22 protein-coding genes and 1 tRNA gene are annotated in these 16,430 nt (G+C 69.6%); 2 read left to right on the top strand and 21 right to left on the bottom strand.

Annotated features, from left to right (window positions below; translation table 11 throughout):
• Positions 1-2: 2 nt before the first annotated feature.
• The 20 genes from RQG84_RS16475 to ppc form a co-directional block, all read right to left on the bottom strand.
• A complete protein-coding gene (locus RQG84_RS16475; RefSeq protein WP_311210909.1) occupies positions 3-125 on the bottom strand; it encodes a hypothetical protein in 123 nt (40 codons plus the stop codon).
• A gap of 37 nt (positions 126-162) precedes the next feature.
• Positions 163-588, bottom strand: coding sequence for a hypothetical protein (locus RQG84_RS16470; protein ID WP_311210908.1), 426 nt, complete (start codon positions 586-588; stop codon positions 163-165).
• An 8-nt stretch (positions 589-596) separates the two neighbouring features.
• Positions 597-962 (bottom strand): hypothetical protein, encoded by a 366-nt coding sequence (locus tag RQG84_RS16465; protein WP_311210907.1) that lies wholly within the window; start codon positions 960-962, stop codon positions 597-599.
• Positions 963-966: 4 nt separating this feature from the next.
• The gene (locus RQG84_RS16460) at positions 967-1,410 is read right to left on the bottom strand and encodes a hypothetical protein (protein WP_311210906.1); all 444 of its coding nucleotides are present in this window, start codon (positions 1,408-1,410) and stop codon (positions 967-969) included.
• 11 nt (positions 1,411-1,421) lie between these two features.
• Positions 1,422-1,799: a hypothetical protein gene (locus RQG84_RS16455; protein WP_311210905.1), complete on the bottom strand. Its 378-nt coding sequence runs from the start codon at positions 1,797-1,799 to the stop codon at positions 1,422-1,424.
• Positions 1,796-2,140, bottom strand: coding sequence for a hypothetical protein (locus RQG84_RS16450; protein WP_311210904.1), 345 nt, complete (start codon positions 2,138-2,140; stop codon positions 1,796-1,798). The genes RQG84_RS16455 and RQG84_RS16450 overlap by 4 nt, the downstream gene beginning before the upstream one ends.
• A gap of 5 nt (positions 2,141-2,145) precedes the next feature.
• On the bottom strand, positions 2,146-3,789 hold the full coding sequence (locus RQG84_RS16445; protein ID WP_311210903.1) for an HK97 family phage prohead protease: 1,644 nt from the start codon (positions 3,787-3,789) through the stop codon (positions 2,146-2,148).
• Entirely contained in the window at positions 3,782-4,912 is a 1,131-nt protein-coding gene (locus RQG84_RS16440) for a phage portal protein (protein ID WP_311210963.1), read from the bottom strand. The genes RQG84_RS16445 and RQG84_RS16440 overlap by 8 nt, the downstream gene beginning before the upstream one ends.
• A 69-nt stretch (positions 4,913-4,981) precedes the next feature.
• Positions 4,982-6,472 carry a terminase large subunit domain-containing protein gene (locus RQG84_RS16435; RefSeq protein ID WP_311210902.1) on the bottom strand — a complete coding sequence of 497 codons (1,491 nt, stop codon included), beginning with the start codon at positions 6,470-6,472 and terminating at the stop codon, positions 4,982-4,984.
• Positions 6,469-6,762, bottom strand: a complete 294-nt coding sequence (locus tag RQG84_RS16430; protein WP_311210901.1) for a hypothetical protein — start codon at positions 6,760-6,762, stop codon at positions 6,469-6,471. Before RQG84_RS16430 ends, RQG84_RS16435 begins: the two co-directional genes overlap by 4 nt.
• 76 nt (positions 6,763-6,838) lie before the next feature.
• Positions 6,839-7,105: an HNH endonuclease gene (locus RQG84_RS16425; protein ID WP_311210900.1), complete on the bottom strand. Its 267-nt coding sequence runs from the start codon at positions 7,103-7,105 to the stop codon at positions 6,839-6,841.
• 530 nt (positions 7,106-7,635) lie between these two features.
• Entirely contained in the window at positions 7,636-7,836 is a 201-nt protein-coding gene (locus tag RQG84_RS16420; RefSeq protein ID WP_311210899.1) for a hypothetical protein, read from the bottom strand.
• 17 nt (positions 7,837-7,853) lie between these two features.
• On the bottom strand, positions 7,854-8,333 hold the full coding sequence (locus RQG84_RS16415; protein WP_311210898.1) for a WhiB family transcriptional regulator: 480 nt from the start codon (positions 8,331-8,333) through the stop codon (positions 7,854-7,856).
• Positions 8,334-8,489: 156 nt separating this feature from the next.
• A complete protein-coding gene (locus tag RQG84_RS16410) occupies positions 8,490-8,678 on the bottom strand; it encodes a hypothetical protein (RefSeq protein ID WP_311210897.1) in 189 nt (62 codons plus the stop codon).
• A complete protein-coding gene (locus RQG84_RS16405; RefSeq protein ID WP_311210896.1) occupies positions 8,678-8,845 on the bottom strand; it encodes a hypothetical protein in 168 nt (55 codons plus the stop codon). The genes RQG84_RS16410 and RQG84_RS16405 overlap by 1 nt, the downstream gene beginning before the upstream one ends.
• A complete protein-coding gene (locus tag RQG84_RS16400) occupies positions 8,842-8,994 on the bottom strand; it encodes a hypothetical protein (protein WP_311210895.1) in 153 nt (50 codons plus the stop codon). The genes RQG84_RS16405 and RQG84_RS16400 overlap by 4 nt, the downstream gene beginning before the upstream one ends.
• Positions 8,991-9,227, bottom strand: a complete 237-nt coding sequence (locus RQG84_RS16395) for a hypothetical protein (protein ID WP_311210894.1) — start codon at positions 9,225-9,227, stop codon at positions 8,991-8,993. Before RQG84_RS16395 ends, RQG84_RS16400 begins: the two co-directional genes overlap by 4 nt.
• Complete coding sequence (locus tag RQG84_RS16390; RefSeq protein ID WP_311210893.1) at positions 9,227-9,517, bottom strand: hypothetical protein; 291 nt, start codon at positions 9,515-9,517, stop codon at positions 9,227-9,229. Before RQG84_RS16390 ends, RQG84_RS16395 begins: the two co-directional genes overlap by 1 nt.
• 336 nt (positions 9,518-9,853) lie before the next feature.
• Positions 9,854-9,929: transfer RNA gene (locus RQG84_RS16385), tRNA-Arg, on the bottom strand.
• Between the two features lie 95 nt (positions 9,930-10,024).
• A complete protein-coding gene (ppc, locus tag RQG84_RS16380) occupies positions 10,025-12,868 on the bottom strand; it encodes a phosphoenolpyruvate carboxylase (protein ID WP_311210892.1) in 2,844 nt (947 codons plus the stop codon).
• Positions 12,869-12,985: 117 nt separating this feature from the next.
• On the opposite strand from ppc, the gene RQG84_RS16375 reads away from it, so the two are divergent.
• Both RQG84_RS16375 and RQG84_RS16370 read left to right on the top strand, forming a co-directional pair.
• Positions 12,986-13,429, top strand: coding sequence for a hypothetical protein (locus tag RQG84_RS16375; RefSeq protein WP_311210891.1), 444 nt, complete (start codon positions 12,986-12,988; stop codon positions 13,427-13,429).
• 192 nt (positions 13,430-13,621) lie between these two features.
• A complete protein-coding gene (locus tag RQG84_RS16370; protein WP_311210890.1) occupies positions 13,622-14,788 on the top strand; it encodes a nucleotide sugar dehydrogenase in 1,167 nt (388 codons plus the stop codon).
• 225 nt (positions 14,789-15,013) lie between these two features.
• Here RQG84_RS16370 and RQG84_RS16365 read toward each other — a convergent pair whose 3' ends face one another.
• Complete coding sequence (locus RQG84_RS16365) at positions 15,014-16,351, bottom strand: DUF222 domain-containing protein (protein ID WP_311210889.1); 1,338 nt, start codon at positions 16,349-16,351, stop codon at positions 15,014-15,016.
• Between the last annotated feature and the right edge of the window lie 79 nt (positions 16,352-16,430).

The following is a 16,430-nucleotide window of genomic DNA, read 5'->3' as shown; positions in this document are numbered from 1 at the left end:
TCTCAGGTGGTGGTTTGCTGCTGTTCGTTGACGAGCTGCGTGAACGCGTTGAGGTCTGCCTGGGTCAGCCGGTCGTACTCCGAGGGCTGGATGCCGGTGGCGAGGCAGAACCGGGCGCGGTCCATGCGGTAGGTGGCGACGCGCTGCGCGTCTCGCTGCGCCCTACTCGTCGTCGCTTTTGGGCGCGGCGTGGGGGTGCGGTCGCTGGACGGCCGTCTGTGCCGCCTCCAGGTCGACGCCGAGGGCGGTCAGGAGCTTGGTGGCGGAGAGGCTGCCGTACTTGTCCCAGCGCCAGAACGCGGACGCGCGGGCGTCCTCGACCACGGCGACTGCGAGGGCGGCGAGGGCCACGTCTCCCTGGATGGAGTGCGAGGGCATGTCGAGTTCGCGGACGACGGCGAGCCACTCCAGGGCGGTGAACTCGTCGCAGGCGGCGATGACGTCGGCGATGGTGCGGGCGGGTACGACGTCCTCGGGGGCCTGCGGTGCCGGGTCCGGGACCTCGGGAGCCGACGGGGCGATGTGGCGGGGGGTGACGGGCTCGGGCTCGGTGGCCGGGGCCTCGGGGGTGATGGGCTGGGTGGTCATGTTTCCTCCTAGGTGGTGAAGCCGAGGCCGCGTGCGATGGCGCGGAGTTCGGCTGCGATGAGGTCGAGTGCCTCGGGTACGGACTCGTCGGCGGGGACGGACAGGTACTGGTTGCCGCGCTGGGGGTCCCAGTGCTGGACGACGGCGTAGGGGAGGCGTGCGCCTCCGGCCTTGAGGACGGCCTTGTTCTTGGTGCGGCTGGGTCGGATGCTGGCGGCGAGGGCGCCGGTGGCGCGCCGGACGCGGTTGGCTGCCTTGCGGTGGACAAGGCTGGAGATGGCGGAGAACGCGTCCTTGAGGTCTGACGCCTCGGCGCCGTACTTCTCCAGTGCCCGGACGGTTTCCCGTAGGCCGGTGACGCGTGCCCCCGCCATCAGGTCAGCTCGTGACCTTGGTGAGCGTGCCGCCCTTGGCCTTCAGCTCGACCTCGGACTCGTAGCCGACGGCCTCCTTGTTGACGTCGCCACCGATCTCGGGAATGCCCTCGATCTTGAGGTTGGTCACCTTGAAGTGAGGCTGAGTGGCGGAGGCGGTGGCGTTGCCGTGGGGGGCGTACACGGCCTCGACCAGGGCGCCCTGGTTGTCCAGGAGGAACTGGTGCAGGCTCGTGGAGGCGGTGGACTGGATGAACTTGAGCTTGAGGACGGGGTCCTGGATGGAACCGGCGTCGACCTCGGCGAAGGTGAGGTCTCCGGCGTCCTTGTCCTCGCCGCCGATGCGGACGCCCTTGCAGTCGTCGCCGAAGCCGGTGGCGGTGCCGGTGGACTTCTTGAGGGTGAGGACGATGTTGTGGTTGCCGTAGATGCGGGTCGACGTGGTCATAGGGTCTCCTGTCAGAGGGTGGTGGTGAGGGTGAGGCGGGTCCCGTACATGACCCATTCGCCGTACTTGAGGACGTCGGGCTCGTCCACGGCCTCGATGAACCAGGGCGGGCTGGAGGCCCGGGAGCCGTCGTGGAGCGCGACGAGGAGGCCGTCGAGGGTCTCGGCGTCGTGCCGGTCGTTCTTGGGCTTGACGAGGGCGTAGGCGTAGACGCGCATCTTGAGGTCACCGCCGAACGTGTCGGCCTGGTCGACGTAGTCCGACGCGGGCGCGAAGCTGATGAGCGTGGACGAATTGACCTTGACCGGGAGGACTTCCGCCGTGGGTGCACCCGTGGCGGCGACGGCGGCCACAAGGGCGCGGCGGGCGACGGTGAGACGGTTGGTCACAGGGCCACCCGGTAGCGGTCGAGGATGGGGTACACGCGGTTCAGCGGGTCCCGGGGACCCCGGACGGGCTGCCCGCCGTCCATGTCGACGTACTGGGAGCCGCTGGAGGGCCGGTCGAGGCGGGCAAACTCCTCGGCGGCGACCTCCAGCCGGAGGGAGTCCAAGACGCCGGCCTCGATGGGGCGGAACGCGTCCTTGAGCTGGAAGTTGAGTTCTGCCACGGCTGCCGCCCAGGACCGCTTGATCTTGGGACCGTCGGCCTCGTCGCCGAGGTCGAGCCCTAGCTCTGCGGCTAGCTGCTCGACCCCGACGAGAGGGGTTCCGATGACCTCGACGGACACGTTGCTCAGGCGGCCGTCTTGATGGGGACGATGCCCTTGGGGTCGTCCACGGTCGTGGCGATGTAGCCGTACATGCTGAACGCCTCGGTGAGGTTGATGACGTTCTCGTCGGTGAGCTGGAAGGGCGCGCCGGGCGACTCCAGGACCGTGAGGGCCTCGGCGGAGCATGCGCGGGCGTTGGCGTTGGCGGCCATGCCGGGGTCGAGGACCCACGGGACGCCGCCGACGTTGATGGACAGGGCCTTGACGTTGACGGAGCCGACCGCGTTGACGGCGGAGCCGGGGGTGCCCGCCACGGAGAACTGGAGGCGCTCGTCCAGGTCCACGAGGGTGGCGAGGTTCTTGAACTGCGTCTTGTTGCAGAGGACGAAGTCCAGGCCGAGGCCGAGGCTGTTCTCCTCGATGGCGTCGGTGGCGTCGATCATGGCGCCGACGTAGGCGGCGGCCTTGGTGGCGAAGCCGCTGATGTCGATGGCGGCATTGGAGGCGCCGGTGCCGGTGGTCGGGACGGCGAGGAGCGCGGCACGGACGATGTTGTTCGTGTTCTTGCCGTAGCTGATCTTGATCATCTGGAGGACCTTGGACAGGTACGACGCGGGCATGCGGTCGATGACCTGCTTGCTCAGCTCGGCGGCGCCGCCCTCGGTGGTGACGTTGGCCGTGGCGTTCTTGATCTTGAGCTTGAGGAGGTTGAGCGCGGCGGCCTCGGTGGACTGCCGAGCCACGTCGCCCGTCTTGGCGTCGAAGACCGGGTAGGTGATGCTCATGCCCTCGCCGGGGAGGGCGTCGCGGTTGAACAGGTTGACGATGGGGCGGCGGGTCTCCACGAGCTTGACGTCGCGGTCCACCCACGTCGGCCGGACGCCCGGGGACACGTCGCCGACGACGTTGCCGGTGTCGGCGAACGCGCGGTTGAGGGCCTCGACGTGGTCGCGGGCCTCGCCGGTGGCGAGGGCCTTGAGGAACTCGCCGTGGCTGCGGTACTCCAGGATGGGCGAGTCCTCGCGGGCGTCGCCGCCGCTCTCGGCGAGGACGGCCATCTGGCGCTCGATCTTGGTCACGTGCTCGGTGACCTCGGCGAGGTCTGCGCGGGTGAGGGTCTCGGGGGCGTCGGGCATGCGGGTGTCCTTTCGGGAGGTGCCGGGCTCGCGGTCGCGGACCTCGGTGATGTCGGCCTTGGAGTAGGCGGGGAACGGGACGACGGAGACCTCGCGCTTGAGGACCTCGGTTCGGACGAGGACGTCGACCTCGGGGCTGTTCTCGTCGGCGGGGTCGAGGCGGACCTTCTCGATGTGCGCCTCGACCGGGTAGAAGCCGATGGAATGCTTGGTGAGGACGCGGTCCTTGAGGAGGGTGTGGACCTCGCGGCCCCGCGCGGTGTCGCTGATGCGGTTTGTGACCTCGTGGCCGCCCTCGACGTCGACGGAGGCCAGCTCCAGGCCGATGGGCTCGGCGTGGCCGTAGAGATACATGACGCCGTCGGGGTGGTTCTTGACGGCGCCGGGCGCGAACATCTCGTAGTCGGTGCCGTACTCGGCGTCGTATCGCTGGATGATCTGGCCGTAGGGCACGGCGATGCCGGTGACCTCGCGGGACTCGGGGGCGCCGGTGGCGCGGACAGTGAATTCGCGGGTGAGGAGGTCAGACATCGGCGGGGGTTCCTTCCGGGAGGGGGAACTTCTCGCGCTCTGCGACGTAGGCCGGGCTGAGGACCTTCTTGTCGATGTAGAGGGCGTCGATCTTGGCGCGGGTGAACGCGTCGGGACGCAGGAGCGCGGAGAGGTTGAACTTGGCGGACTGGCGGCCTGGGAGGTCGGCGCTGATGCCGTCCTCAATCTCGTTGAGGTAGGCCATGAGGGTGGTCCGCGCGAACTGGGTGTCGACCTGCTCCAGGTTCTGGTAGGTCAGGTTCGATCCCTCGACGGCGGCGAGGAGGTAGGACGCGGGGATGCCGAACAGGCGGGCGACGTCTGTGACGGAGAACTGCTGCGCCTGGAGCCACTGGGCGTCCTCGGGCTTGAGCATGATCGGCGAGTACGTGGTGCCGTAGCCGAGGACGGCGACGTTGTGGTTCTCGACGCCCTTCTTGAACATCTTGCGAATCTGGTCCGCGATGGTGGGCGTGATCTGCTGATCGGTGGACAGGACGCCGTTGGGGACGCCGGAGTCCTGGAACCAGTTGGCGGCGTAGTCACGGAGGTCGGCCGCCCCGGCGAGGGAGAGGCGCCCGGCCTGGATGGGGCCGATGCCGTCGTCGTAGCCGGGGACCTCCAGGAGCTTGAGGTGGCGGACCTCGGACGCGGGGAGCGTCAGCGTCTCCATGCGGCCGTTGCGGCGGACCTGGGTGCGGTAGACCCGACGCCCGGCCGTGTCGAAGTCGGGGTAGGTGGTGAGGGGGTTGAGGACCTCGTAGGAGGCCACGGTTCCGTCGGCGAACCGGTACTTGCGCCAGTAGCACTTGCCGGTCGCGGCGAGGGAGACGACGGAGCGCTTGACGAAGCGCGACGGCGTGAGGTTGACGTCCGGGGCCGCGACGAGCGGGGGACGAGCAATCTCACGGCCGTCACGCTCGGCGTCCAGTACGCACTGGCCCGCGACGGTGGCGAGGATCTGCAACGACCTGTAGACCGGCACGAGCGAAACGGCGGTCGTGAGAGGCAGGGCGCGCGATGCAACTCGGGCGGGGGGCGTGACGCCGGTGGGCTGATGTCCCTCAGCCGGGGACGGGTCGGGGTAGTCCCCGTCACGACGGCCGGGCGTGCGGCCGAACATCTGCTTGATTCCCACAGAGATAATGCTCCGGATAGGGTCCGGACGCCCTCCGTATACTCGCGCGCGAGGTCAGAACACTTGGAGCCCGATGGGCTCGGTGGTGTCGGCAACGTAGAGGCCGAAGATCATCGCGCGGACGGCGTCGATGTGGGTGGTGGAGTCCTCGGCGGAGAGGCGCCAACCCTCGCCGACGTTCTTGCGGCGGGCGCCTCGGTTCTGGAGGGCGAGGAGAGGGTCGTGAGCGTGGGCGACCTTCCCGGCCGCGATGAGCGCGTAGGCGGTCGAGTGCGCGGTGACGACGTCGGCGCCGGTGAGGGTGACAACGGTGGCGCCCTTGGCCTTGAGGGCGGTGGCGACGGACTTGAGGTTGAGGCCGTCCATGGCGAACGTGGCGTCGGGGTGGCCGACGCTGAGGTCCTCGCACGCCTGGAGGAGGCGGGTGTGGTTGGGCTTGACGATCTGCCGGAGGAGCTGCGTGGCGAGGGTGCCGTCGTCGCGCTTGACGGTGACCGTGATGTTGCCGTGGGACCAGTCGGGGGCGCGCTCGACGGTGAACACGACACCGGAGGTCCCGGGCGTGACGCGGTCCTCGGGCGCGTCGGACCACAGGTGCGTCGGTAGCCACGCGTTGGTCGAGGAGATGAACCGGTTGTGGAGGTAGCGGCGCTGGTCGGGCTCGGGCTGGAGGGCGGCGTCAGCGAGGACCTGGGACAGGTCGATCCGTCCGCACGCGACGGAGGGGTTGGCGGCGATGACGGCGGCGGGGTCGTCCAGGCGGGCGTCCTCGGGGGCCTCCCAGATGAACCCGCCTAGGCGCTCATGCTTGCCGTCGATGGCGGCGTCGACCTGGCCGTAGAGGCTGAGGAGGAGGGCGGAGTCCTCGTCGCCCGCCGTGGTGATCCCGACGAGGATGGAGGACGCCTGCGCTCGCTGGCCGTTGACGATGGCGGCCCACAGGCCGGGGGGGATGATGTGCAGCTCATCGCCGAGGCCGAACGTGATCGGGATGCCCTGGGCTGCGTCCTCGTCGGCGGGGATGGTGATGTACTCGCCGGACCCGTCGTGGCGGGTGATGCCCTGGGTGAGGGTGTACTTGAGGAGCCGTCGGAGTTCGGGGCTGCGGCGCACGGCGTAGCCGAGCCGCTTGTAGACGATCTTGGCTTGCTTCTCGCTGGACGCGAAACCGACGACCGACGGCCCGCCGACGTGCATGGTGAGGGCCCACATGGCGAACAGGGCGGCGATGAGGGACTTGCCGTTCTGGCGGCCCATGCTGATGACGACCTGGCGGAACCGGAGTTGCCCGCGCAGGCGCTCGTCGGGCCAGTCGTCGGGGTACTTCTCCAGGACGTGGCGGATGAGCCATCGCTGCCACGGGTCGAGGGTGAACCGGGCGACGCCAGCGGCGCGGAAGTATCCGGCGTCGACGGCGGCGAGGAGGCGGTCGCCCGCCGAGGGGAACGTCTCGTCGCCGGACAGGCTCGGGGTGAACCGGGTCGGGTGCCAGTCACCGATAGGCACGGCCTCGCGCTCGGTGAACTCGGGCGCGAGGACACTCACGAGGCGCCGAACTCGGGAGAGAGGATGTCGGTCTGGCCGGGCATCTGGCCCGCCAGCGGGTCGGGCGGGGGTGCGGGTCGACGCTTGTTCAGCTCCGCTAGGACCTTGTGGAACGTGGACGCCAGAGCGGACTGGACCTGGCCCGTCTCGCCGAACTGGGCGTCGAGCGACGCTGCGATGCGTCGGAGGTGAAGCTTGTGCGGGGCGTCGGCGGGGGTCAGCCAGCGGGCCTCTGCCAGATAGGTCTGGACGACCCCGGCATAGGTCAGGTCGTCGTCGGTGTCGGTCATGGTTGGTCCTGGTCTGGGATTTTTCGGGCCGGAAATCTGAAAACGGAGACAGGGGCGCTCCCTTCTCGGGGCTCCCCTAAGAACGGAAGACGTGTGTCCACGCGGGATCGGTCCAGTTGACGCGGACGACGTCGTTCGTTCCCTTGCGGAGGTTGCAGGGTCTGCACAGGGTGCGGAGGTTGGACTCGTCGGTCGGCTCGCCGCCCTTGATGATGGGGATGATGTGGTCGACGGTGAGGTCGTCCTCGCTGCCGCACGCCACGCACCTGTGTCCGTCCCGCTCCATCGTGGCCTTGCGTGCGCGCTTCCACGCTGCCGTGTTCTCGAAGCTGCGGGTTGCCATCGGTTGTCCTTGCGGGGCGGTGGGTGGTTGTGCATCGGTGGTGGTGGGTGTACCTCACATGTGAGGTAGGTGTCCGGGCTATCGCCCGGCGCCGGTCCCCCACCACCGAGGCGGCGGTGCAGCGTGGCGGGGGCAGAGTTACCCCGTTACGCACGAGGCAACTCACCACCACGTCAGCATTGGATTGCTTAGTCGTGCGTCGTTACCGTCGTCCGGGGATTACTCGGACGACCAGGGCCGGGATGTGAGTGCGGGGTACTACAGCTGCCACGCTGTTCCGGTTCGGGCCTGCCTTCACCCGGTGACACCGTCACTCTCGAAATAGAGCGGATGCCCCTCTGACGGGCGACGGCCCCGGTGGCGAGCCGGGCTACCCGTGATGACCTACGGGCACAGAGGCGACGTCTTGCGCGGACGCAGGGCGCCCCTCCTGTGTTCAATGCTCCGGGGGGCGTCCGGACGGTGTCCGTACAATGCGGCGTGCCTGCCGAGGTCGTGGGCCTCGGTGCCGGGCGGTCCCGGTCAGGCTGTTACGCGGCTTCCTCGTGCCGCTGGCGGTGGCCCGTGAGCCAGTCCTTGAACGTGATGAGCGGGTGGTCCGCGACGTACTCGGCGTACTCGGTGGCGTAGCCGATGGACGCCTCATCGGCGAGGGCCTCGTCGTTGGCCCGGGCGATGCGGTAGTCCTCGACTAGGCGCCGGTGGAGGCAGTCGACGCGGCACCCCGTCATGCGGGGCGCGCAGGGCACTAGCCCGCGCGGTCCTTGCGGAACCCGACCTTGGTGTGGCCGAGGAGCCACTCACACTGCGCGCGCATCGTGAGGGGCCTGGAGCCGCCGGACTGCCACCGCTCGGGGACGCCCCGGATGATCTGCTCTACGTAGAACGTCTGGTAGTCGGTGAGGGTGATCCCGGCTTCCTCGCACAGTGCGCGGATGCGGGCCATGTAGATGTCAGCGTCAGTGTCGGCCACGTCGGGGGCCTCCTGTCCTGTCAGGTCGAGGCCACCGGAGACGGTGCCCCCGGGGCGTGTTCGGAAGGTCCAGGCGGCGCAGTCCTGGAGCATGGGGCACCGCTGGCAGACCTCCAGGGCCGCCGTCACGCGTCGGCGGCGGTCCCCGGACGTCTCTGCCTCGGTGATGTCCTCAGAGGGGGCGTGGAGGTGGATCGAGTCGACGCACGCCGCGCCCCCTCCCGTCCAGTCCGGATCGGACGCGTAGAGCATCACGAGACAACCCACCAGTCCCCGACGCGCCTCACGCGGTGATGGGTGCCGCTCCAGCGCGACCGCGCGAACGCGGTGACGTAGGCCCGCCGCCAGGTCGGGAACCGCGTGTGCAGCACCAGGGCGGAGAACACCGTGCGGGGAGGGCCGCAGTACCGGCTACACATCGGCGGGGACCTCCCCCATGGCTTCCAGGTGCGCCCGGGCGTCGTCCAGGCGCCCCGTGGCGGCGAGGAGGCACCGCTCCGCCTCGGTGAACACGTCGGCGAGGTCCTCGACGCGCTGGCGACAGAGCTTGTACTCCAGCCGGGCCACCATGCGGTCGGCCTCGTCGTACTCGCGCGCCATCAGACGGACCCCGCCGTGGAGAGGAACGCGTAGGCCGTGACGAACGCCAGGGCGACCGCCGACAGCGCGACGGCGCGCTCCCCCTTCTCGTCGGCCACGGCCGCGAGGATCACGACCCCGAACGTCAGGTGGACGAGGCCGAGGAGGACGAACAACGCGGTCATCATCGGCGCTCGTCCTCTCGCGTGAACAGCGCGACGAGCCCGAACAGGAGCCCCATGGTCCCCGCGACGGCCATCGAGAGCGCACCGTCCGAGACCTTGCCGAGGATGATGAAGAGGATCGAGAACATGAGGTAGACCTCGCGGCGCGTCATCGCCCACGCCCTCCGTCCAGGTGGACGCGAGCGGGGGTCGACTTGGAGCCGTTGCGGAACCCCACGGGGAACATGCCGTAAACGCGCCAGTTGGCGAGCGTCTCCTGCGTCAGGCGTCGACCAACGAGGCGCTTGGCCTCACGGCGGCCCTTGCGGCGCGTCGCCATGACGTGGAGGACGATCTGCTCGACCTCGGCTTCGAACCCTCCCCGGGAACGAGCGACCCGGCGCATCACTCCTCACCTCGCACGAGGTGGAGCGCGCCATCGGTGGCGTCAAACAGGCGCTCTCGGACGACCTCGACGGACCTCTCGAACTCGGCGGCCGAGAGGGTGACGGAGTCGTGGCCGCCGAGGATGAACTCTGCGAGGGTGATGAGGTCGAACGCGTCCAGGGCGCGCTCGGCGTACTTGCCGGCCTTCACGAGGAGGACCTCACGAGCGGCGAGGAGGGCGTCCTGACGCTCGACTGCGGTGGGCTGAATCACAGCCATGTCGTTTTCACTCATGGACAGATAGTCCATTCAGATTTGAAGCGCACCACGGCGACACGCCGGAAGGATCGCAACTTTCTTGCATAGGTTCCCCACGGATGGGGCTATGCTGCTGCCATGACGATCGACACCACGCCGGGACCCGACCCGCTCGTTCAGCAGGTCGGGGAGAACGTGACCACGCTCATGTTCCGCATGGGCTGGAGCCAGACGGCGGCGGCTGCCGCCTGGGGCATGAGCCAGCCGAGCCTCTCGCGCAAGCGACGCGGAGACAACGAGTGGACCCTAGGAGAGCTGGCGGCGATTACCGCCACCACCTACGTGGAGCTGCCAGAACTGCTGAGCGTGCTGCCTTCATTCGATGTGTGGTGCGCCCGGAGAGATTCGAACTCCCAACCTTCTGATCCGTAGTCAGATGCTCTATCCGTTGAGCTACGGGCGCACGTCCCGAAGGACGGAGTAGAGCATACGGGACGGTGTGCGCCCGGGTGAAATCGGGCCGACCCTTCCGGCCGACGACCTCGGGGCTCGTGCGCGTCAGCCGGTGTTGCGCAGGCCCGCGGCGATGCCGTTGATGGTGAGCAGCAGCGCGCGCTCGGTCTCGGCCGACGGCGACTCGGCAGCGCGGGCCTTGCCGAGCAGCGAGACCTGCAGGGCGTGCAGCGGGGCCAGGTAGTGGTCGCGCAGCTCGAGCGTGCGGCGCAGCACCGGCGCCTGCTCCAGCAGCGACGTCTGACCCGTCACGCGCAGCACCTGCTCGACCGTGCGCTCGTGCTCGACGCGGATGACGTCGAGCAGGTGTCGGGCGTCGTCGGGGACGAGCGCCTCGACGTAGGACGCGGCGATGTCGAGGTCGGTCTTGGCCAGCGTCATCTGCACGTTGGACAGGAACGTGCGGAAGAACGCCCACGACCCGTACATCTCCTGCAGCGTCTCGCCGCGGCCGTCCTCGAAGGCGGCCGCGAGTCCGGACCCGACGCCGAACCAGCCGGGCAGGATGATGCGCGACTGCGTCCAGCCGAACACCCACGGGATGGCACGCAGGTCGTCGAGGCCGCCGGCTCCGCCGGGGCGCTTGGCGGGGCGCGAGCCGATGTTCATCTTGCCCAGCTCGTCGACGGGCGTGGCGGCCACGAAGAACGGGACGAGCGCGTCGTCGCGCACGAGCGCCCGGTAGGCGACCTTCCCCTGCTCGGCGACCACGTCCATCGTCGTGTTCCAGCCGTCGAGGACCTCCTGCGGCAGCAGCGACGTGCGGTGCAGCGTCGACGCCTCGATGACGGCGGCGAGCGCCCCCTCGAGGTTGTGCCGACCAAGGCCGGGCAGCGCGTACTTGTCGGAGATGACCTCGCCCTGCTCGGTGATCTTGATCGGTCCGTCGAGCGACCCGTAGGGCTGGCTCATGATCGCCTCGGCCGTGGGTCCGCCACCGCGGCCCACCGAGCCGCCGCGGCCGTGGAAGAGCCGCAGCACCACGCCGTGCTCGCGGGCCACGTCGCGCAGGGCGCGCTGGGCCCGGTGGATCTGCCACTGCGACGCCGCGATGCCCGCGTCCTTCGAGGAGTCGGAGTAGCCGAGCATGATCTCCTGCACGTCGCCGCGCGCGGCGACGATCCGCCGGTACGACGGGTCCGAGAGCAGCGCCTGGAGCAGGGGGCCGGCGGCCTCCAGCTCGGCCACGGTCTCGAACAGCGGCGCGAAGCCGGTGCGCGCCACCGCCGCCCCGTCGACGCCTCCGACCAGGTCGACGAGCCCGGCCTCACGGGCCAGCACGACCACGGCGAAGAGGTCGTCGACGTCGTGGGTCATCGACACGATGTACGTCTCGACCACCTCGGGACCGTAGGTGTCGAGGGCGACGCGGATGGTCTCCATGAGTCGGAGCGACGCCGACGCGGCCTCCCCCAGCCGGGCCCGGTCGACCGACGCCCCGAGGAGCGGGCGGGCCGACGTCATCTCCTGCTGCAGCCGCTCGATCCGCTGCGGTCGCTCGAGGTCGCCGTACCCGGGCTCACCGAGCCGCTCGTAGAGGTCGGCCAGGGCGGCGTGGTGCTTCGCGGAGTGCTCACGCACGTCCATGGTCGCCAGCCCTGCTCCGAACGTCACGGCGGTGCGGATGAGCCGACGGATGGCGCCGTCGCCGGTCAGCGCGTCGCCGGCGGCGAGCATGGACCGGCGCACCAGCACCAGGTCGCGCACCATCTCGTCGAAGGACAGGTAGTCGCGGCCGGGCTCGTGCGGGGTGTCGTTCACGAGCCGGTCACGGGTGCGCAGCAGGCGCACGCGCACGAAGCTGAGCTTGAGCCGGTAGGGCTCGTCGGCGTTGAGCCGGCGGATGGTGCTCCACGTGATCGGCAGGGCCTCGGCGTCCTCGGCGAGGCTGTCGAGCAGCTCGGCGCTGGCCTCGACGATGCGGGTGGAGGCGGTCATCTCGGTGAGCAGCTCGTCGACCATCGCCACCAGCTCGCTGATCCCCGACGTGTGCTGCAGGTGCAGCACCTCGAGGGTGACGTCGGGCGTGACGTTCGGGTTGCCGTCGCGGTCGCCACCGGCCCACGTGCCGAAGCGCAGCGGTCGCGACGTCTCGGGCAGCTCGACGCCCACCCGGGCGGCCTGCCGGTCGAGCTCGTCGAGCAGGCCGGGCACGACCTCCGAGGCGATGGAGCGCAGGTAGTACACCGCGGTGCGGGCCTCGTCCTGCGGCTCCGGGCGCACGACGCGCAGCTCGTCGGTCTGCCACAGCAGGTCGATCAGCTCGGCCAGGCGACGCTCGCCCGTGGCGGTCTCGGACGCCGGACGCCGGGGGTCCTCGAGCTCGCGCACCGCCTCGGCGACCTTGCGCAGCAGTCGCAGCACGGTGCGTCGGCTGGCCTCGGTCGGATGGGCGGTGAACACCGGGCGGTACTCCACGCGCGCCAGCACCGACGTGAGAAGGTCGGCGTCGACGCTGCCGTCGGCCAGGGCCTCCTCGATGCGCCCGAAGGTGCCGGCGAGCGGACCCTCGGAGCCGATGGTGAGCTCCTGCCAGCGGTGCAGCTGCTCGGTGATGTTGACCAGCTGGAAGTACAGGGCGAACGCCCGTGCGAGCACCACGGCGCGCTCGGGCTCCAGGTCGTCGAGCGCCGCCCGCAGCTCGGCGGCGCCCTGCCCGCTGTCGGGGGTGCGCGCGAGGTGCCGCACCCGTTCCACGAGGTCCAGCAGCTCCGGCCCCTCGTGCCGCGTGAGGGCCTCGCCGAGCAGGGTCGTCAGCTGGCGCACCGACGCGCGCAGCGCGGCGTGCTCCTCGTCGGAGGCGACACCGCCGGCGAACAGGGCGGCGTCGGGGGCGCGGCGGTCGGACTCAAGGATCTGCTCGGTCGTGCGGACGTTGGCGGAGCTCATGGGTCCATCCTGCCGGTCCCGTGTTGCAGGCGTGTGGCGCATCTCAGGAACCTGCGCAGAGGCTGCTCAGCGGTTTCTCGGCATGCGGTTGCGCCCACCGGTGTCTACCGTCGAAGGATGATCGCCGAGGAGCACAGGATCGCGTCGCCACAGACGCGCTCACAGCTGTGGGCGAACCTGCTGCGCCTGGAGACGCTGGGCGAGTGGAGCGCGGTGAGTCGGTGCGCGTCGACCGACTCCGACCTCCTCGCTCGCGCACAGTCGTACCTCTGCTCGCTGCAGCACGGCGCGGACCAGCTCGACGCCACCGTGGTCGTCACGCACCTCGACCCGCCCGAGGAGCTCCGGCTGCGCACCACGTCGCCCATGGCGGTGGTGAACGAGCGCATCGTGCTCGAGCCGGACGGCCGCGGCACGATCGTGCGGTACTCCGCATCGGCCTCGTCGTCGATGTTCGGCCCGGCGGTCACCGTGTGGCTGCACGACCACGTGCGCCTCGTCCAGGACCGGCTGAGCCGCTACGCGCAACGCACCGACTTGCTGCTGCCCGACGAGGGCTGACCGACACGGCGCGGAGGTGATGTCCCCCGCCGCCTCCTCCAGGGGTGAATAGAAGCGGCGGGGGCAGGGAGACCATACCGAAGGTCACCGCCGGTCCCAGGAAGCGACTCGGTCCCGTCGACGTGTCGTGTCGCGGATGGTGGCGCGACCGACGGACACGTCGCGGACACCTGGGCCCTCTACGCTTCCCTTATGAAGATCGCAGTGGTCGGCACGGGGTACGTGGGACTCTCGAACGCCGTCATCCTGGCGCAGCGTCACGAGGTGGTGGCGGTCGACGTCGACGCTGCGAAGGTCGCACAGATCAACGCCCGCACCTCGCCCATCGACGACGTGGAGCTGCAGCAGTATCTGGCGGAGAAGCCGCTGGACCTCACGGCCACCACGGACGCCGACGCGGCCTACGCAGGCGCGGACTTCGTGGTGGTGGCCACGCCCACCGACTACGACCCGCGGACCAACTTCTTCGACACCAGCTCGGTGGAGAGCGTCATCGCGGCGGCGGGCTCTGCGAACCCCGCGGCGGCTGTCGTCATCAAGTCGACGGTGCCGGTGGGGTTCACGACACGCATCCGGGACGAGCACCCGGGCAGGACCATCATCTTCTCGCCGGAGTTCCTGCGGGAGGGTCGCGCGCTCCACGACAACCTGCACCCGTCGCGGATCGTCGTGGGCTCGGAGACGGCCGAGGGCAAGGCCTTCGCCGAGCTGCTCCGCGAGGGTGCCCTCGACGACGACGTGCCGGTGCTGCTGACCGGCTCCACGGAGGCCGAGGCGATCAAGCTGTTCGCCAACACCTACCTGGCGCTGCGGGTGGCGTACTTCAACGAGCTGGACACGTACGCCGCGCTCACCGGGTTGGACACCCGACAGATCATCGAGGGCGTGGGTCTCGATCCGCGCATCGGCAGCCACTACAACAACCCGTCGTTCGGATACGGCGGCTACTGCCTGCCGAAGGACACCCGGCAGCTGCGGGCCAACTACGAGTCGGTGCCGCAGAACCTGATCGGCGCGATCGTGGACGCCAACACGACCCGCAAGGACTTCGTGGCCGAGGACATCCTGCGCCGCGGACCGCGGACGGTGGGCATCTTCCGGCTGGTCATGAAGGCCGGCTCGGACAACTTCCGCGCCTCCAGCATCCAAGGCGTGATGAAGCGCCTGAAGGCCAAGGGCACCGAGGTGATCGTCTTCGAGCCCCTGCTCCCCGACGAGCCCTTCTTCGGCTCCGAGGTCCTGCGCGACCTTGACGAGTTCAAGCGCCGCAGCGACGTGATCGTGGTGAACCGCCGTACCGACGAGCTCGCCGACGTGGCCGACAAGGTCTACACCCGCGACCTCTTCGGCAACGACTGACCCCCTTCCCGCGCCCCACTCGGTGGTCGAGTGCGGGTCACGCCCGGCGGTCCAGCACTCGGTGGTCGAGCGCGGGTCACGCCCGGCGGTCCAGCCTTCGGTGGTCGAGTGCCTCCACGAGCGCCAGCGAGGGGAGGTGTATCGAGACCACCCTGAGCGGTTCAGCGTTGGTCGGGCAGCACGACTGCCCCGACCGATGGGTCGGGGTGTCGTGGTGGTCGAGTGTCAGGGTCGCCAACGTTGGTTGCGTTGCCAGGTGTCGGAGCCGGGGAGCTTCCACTCGACGTGGCCGTCGTCGGGGTGGATCCGTCCGATCCAGCCTTGGTCGTGGGCGCGGTGGTGGTGGAACGGGCACAGGAGTGCGCCGTCGCGGATGTCGGTGGTCTTGGAGATGGCGTAGGGGTTGAGGTGGTGGGCCTCGGTCCACCTGGCGTCTCGGTCGCAGTTGTCGGGTGCGGTGCAGCCGCGGTCGCGCTTCTCCATCGCCCGGCGGGATGCCTGGTTGAAGTACCGGTTCGCACTCCCGAGGTCGAGGGGGAGCGGCTTCCCGTTCAACACCATGGGCACGATCTGCGCGGAGCAGGCGAGCCGTCGTGCTTCTCCGGCGCTGATGCGGGTGCCGTCCGACAGCCCGGCGGCCTTGATGCCGCCCATGAGGGTGTCGAGATCGAGGTTCACAGTCACGACAGCGGAGACGCCGCCGTTGGACGGGAGCTGGTCGGCGGGCAGGTGCTCGACCAGGGTGGCGAACGCGTGTCCGAGGCGCTGGGGGTAGGACTGCCCGAACCCCACCTCGTCGTGCTCGCCGGTCGCAGCGTTCACGGTCCCGACCTTCTGGTGCGGGGCCGCGAGGGCATCCAGCGCGGTCTTGAGCATCGCGCCCTGTGCTTCGGGGAGGGTGAACCGGCCGGTGACCGTGCCGTCGTTGTTGTCCCACATGGAGAACGACGTCTTCGCCCGCGCGGCCTCTTCCTTCTTCCGGAGGATCTCGTCCTCGTCGGCGTCGACATCGTCGGTCGTCTTACGGTAGGTCTCGGTGATCCGGGCGGCCCTGCGGCGAAGGTCCTTCAGAGTCAGCCGCTGCGCGTCCTTCAGCAAGGTCTCTTCGCATTGATCACGCTGTTCTGCGGTCACGTCGTCGGGAAGCTTGGCCAACGCGCGGGAGATCAGGTCGGCCTGCTTGGTGCTGATCACTCCGGCGGCGAGCGCGTTCTCGGTGAGGGTGGTCTGCTCCTCGATCCGCTGCGCCGTGTTCACCAGGGCATCGGCCCCGCCGCGGTCCCCACCGAAGTCGAACGAGATCGTCGCGCCGGTCGAGGTGCCCGCCCCGGGGCGTGGTCCGTCGCCGTTCGCCGCGGCCTTGCGGGCCTTCTCCAGCACACGCGCCGCGGCCATCTTGTGGGCCGACAGGCGTGCTTCGGCACGGCCGATCTCGGCGAGGAGTCGTCGGACCTCGGTGGGGTCGAGACCGTCCCACGCGCTGGTGGGGACCGTGTCGAGCAGGGCGTGGAGTCCGTGCACGCACGACGGCACCGGGTGGGTGTCGAGTGCGGCGACGCTCATGCTTCCTCCTGCTGATCTACTCCCATCGTAGAGGCAGAATCAGGTAGGAAGCAAGCACCTGTTCGAATACGTGACCAAG

The organism is Aeromicrobium sp. WCS2018Hpa-31, from assembly GCF_031843905.1.
Classification (GTDB): Bacteria; Actinomycetota; Actinomycetes; order Propionibacteriales; family Nocardioidaceae; genus Aeromicrobium.
Note: the sequence above shows the minus strand (reverse complement) of the source record. Positions and strands in the feature narration are given on the sequence as shown.

Excerpts from the sequence above, each read along its gene's own strand:
- RQG84_RS16465 (WP_311210907.1), bottom strand. The coding sequence starts at position 962 with ATGGCGGGGGCACGCGTCACCGGCCTACGGGAAACCGTCCGGGCACTG.
- RQG84_RS16400 (WP_311210895.1), bottom strand. The coding sequence starts at position 8,994 with ATGACGCGCCGCGAGGTCTACCTCATGTTCTCGATCCTCTTCATCATC.
- RQG84_RS16420 (WP_311210899.1), bottom strand. The coding sequence starts at position 7,836 with ATGACGGGGTGCCGCGTCGACTGCCTCCACCGGCGCCTAGTCGAGGAC.
- RQG84_RS16460 (WP_311210906.1), bottom strand. The coding sequence starts at position 1,410 with ATGACCACGTCGACCCGCATCTACGGCAACCACAACATCGTCCTCACC.
- RQG84_RS16405 (WP_311210896.1), bottom strand. The coding sequence starts at position 8,845 with ATGATGACCGCGTTGTTCGTCCTCCTCGGCCTCGTCCACCTGACGTTC.
- RQG84_RS16430 (WP_311210901.1), bottom strand. The coding sequence starts at position 6,762 with ATGACCGACACCGACGACGACCTGACCTATGCCGGGGTCGTCCAGACC.
- RQG84_RS16470 (WP_311210908.1), bottom strand. The coding sequence starts at position 588 with ATGACCACCCAGCCCATCACCCCCGAGGCCCCGGCCACCGAGCCCGAG.
- RQG84_RS16410 (WP_311210897.1), bottom strand. The coding sequence starts at position 8,678 with ATGGCGCGCGAGTACGACGAGGCCGACCGCATGGTGGCCCGGCTGGAG.
- ppc (WP_311210892.1), bottom strand. The coding sequence starts at position 12,868 with ATGAGCTCCGCCAACGTCCGCACGACCGAGCAGATCCTTGAGTCCGAC.
- RQG84_RS16365 (WP_311210889.1), bottom strand. The coding sequence starts at position 16,351 with ATGAGCGTCGCCGCACTCGACACCCACCCGGTGCCGTCGTGCGTGCAC.
- RQG84_RS16445 (WP_311210903.1), bottom strand. The coding sequence starts at position 3,789 with ATGTCTGACCTCCTCACCCGCGAATTCACTGTCCGCGCCACCGGCGCC.
- RQG84_RS16425 (WP_311210900.1), bottom strand. The coding sequence starts at position 7,105 with ATGGCAACCCGCAGCTTCGAGAACACGGCAGCGTGGAAGCGCGCACGC.
- RQG84_RS16390 (WP_311210893.1), bottom strand. The coding sequence starts at position 9,517 with ATGGACTATCTGTCCATGAGTGAAAACGACATGGCTGTGATTCAGCCC.
- RQG84_RS16475 (WP_311210909.1), bottom strand. The coding sequence starts at position 125 with ATGGACCGCGCCCGGTTCTGCCTCGCCACCGGCATCCAGCCCTCGGAG.
- RQG84_RS16440 (WP_311210963.1), bottom strand. The coding sequence starts at position 4,912 with ATGTTCGGCCGCACGCCCGGCCGTCGTGACGGGGACTACCCCGACCCG.
- RQG84_RS16375 (WP_311210891.1), top strand. The coding sequence starts at position 12,986 with ATGATCGCCGAGGAGCACAGGATCGCGTCGCCACAGACGCGCTCACAG.
- RQG84_RS16370 (WP_311210890.1), top strand. The coding sequence starts at position 13,622 with ATGAAGATCGCAGTGGTCGGCACGGGGTACGTGGGACTCTCGAACGCC.
- RQG84_RS16395 (WP_311210894.1), bottom strand. The coding sequence starts at position 9,227 with ATGCGCCGGGTCGCTCGTTCCCGGGGAGGGTTCGAAGCCGAGGTCGAG.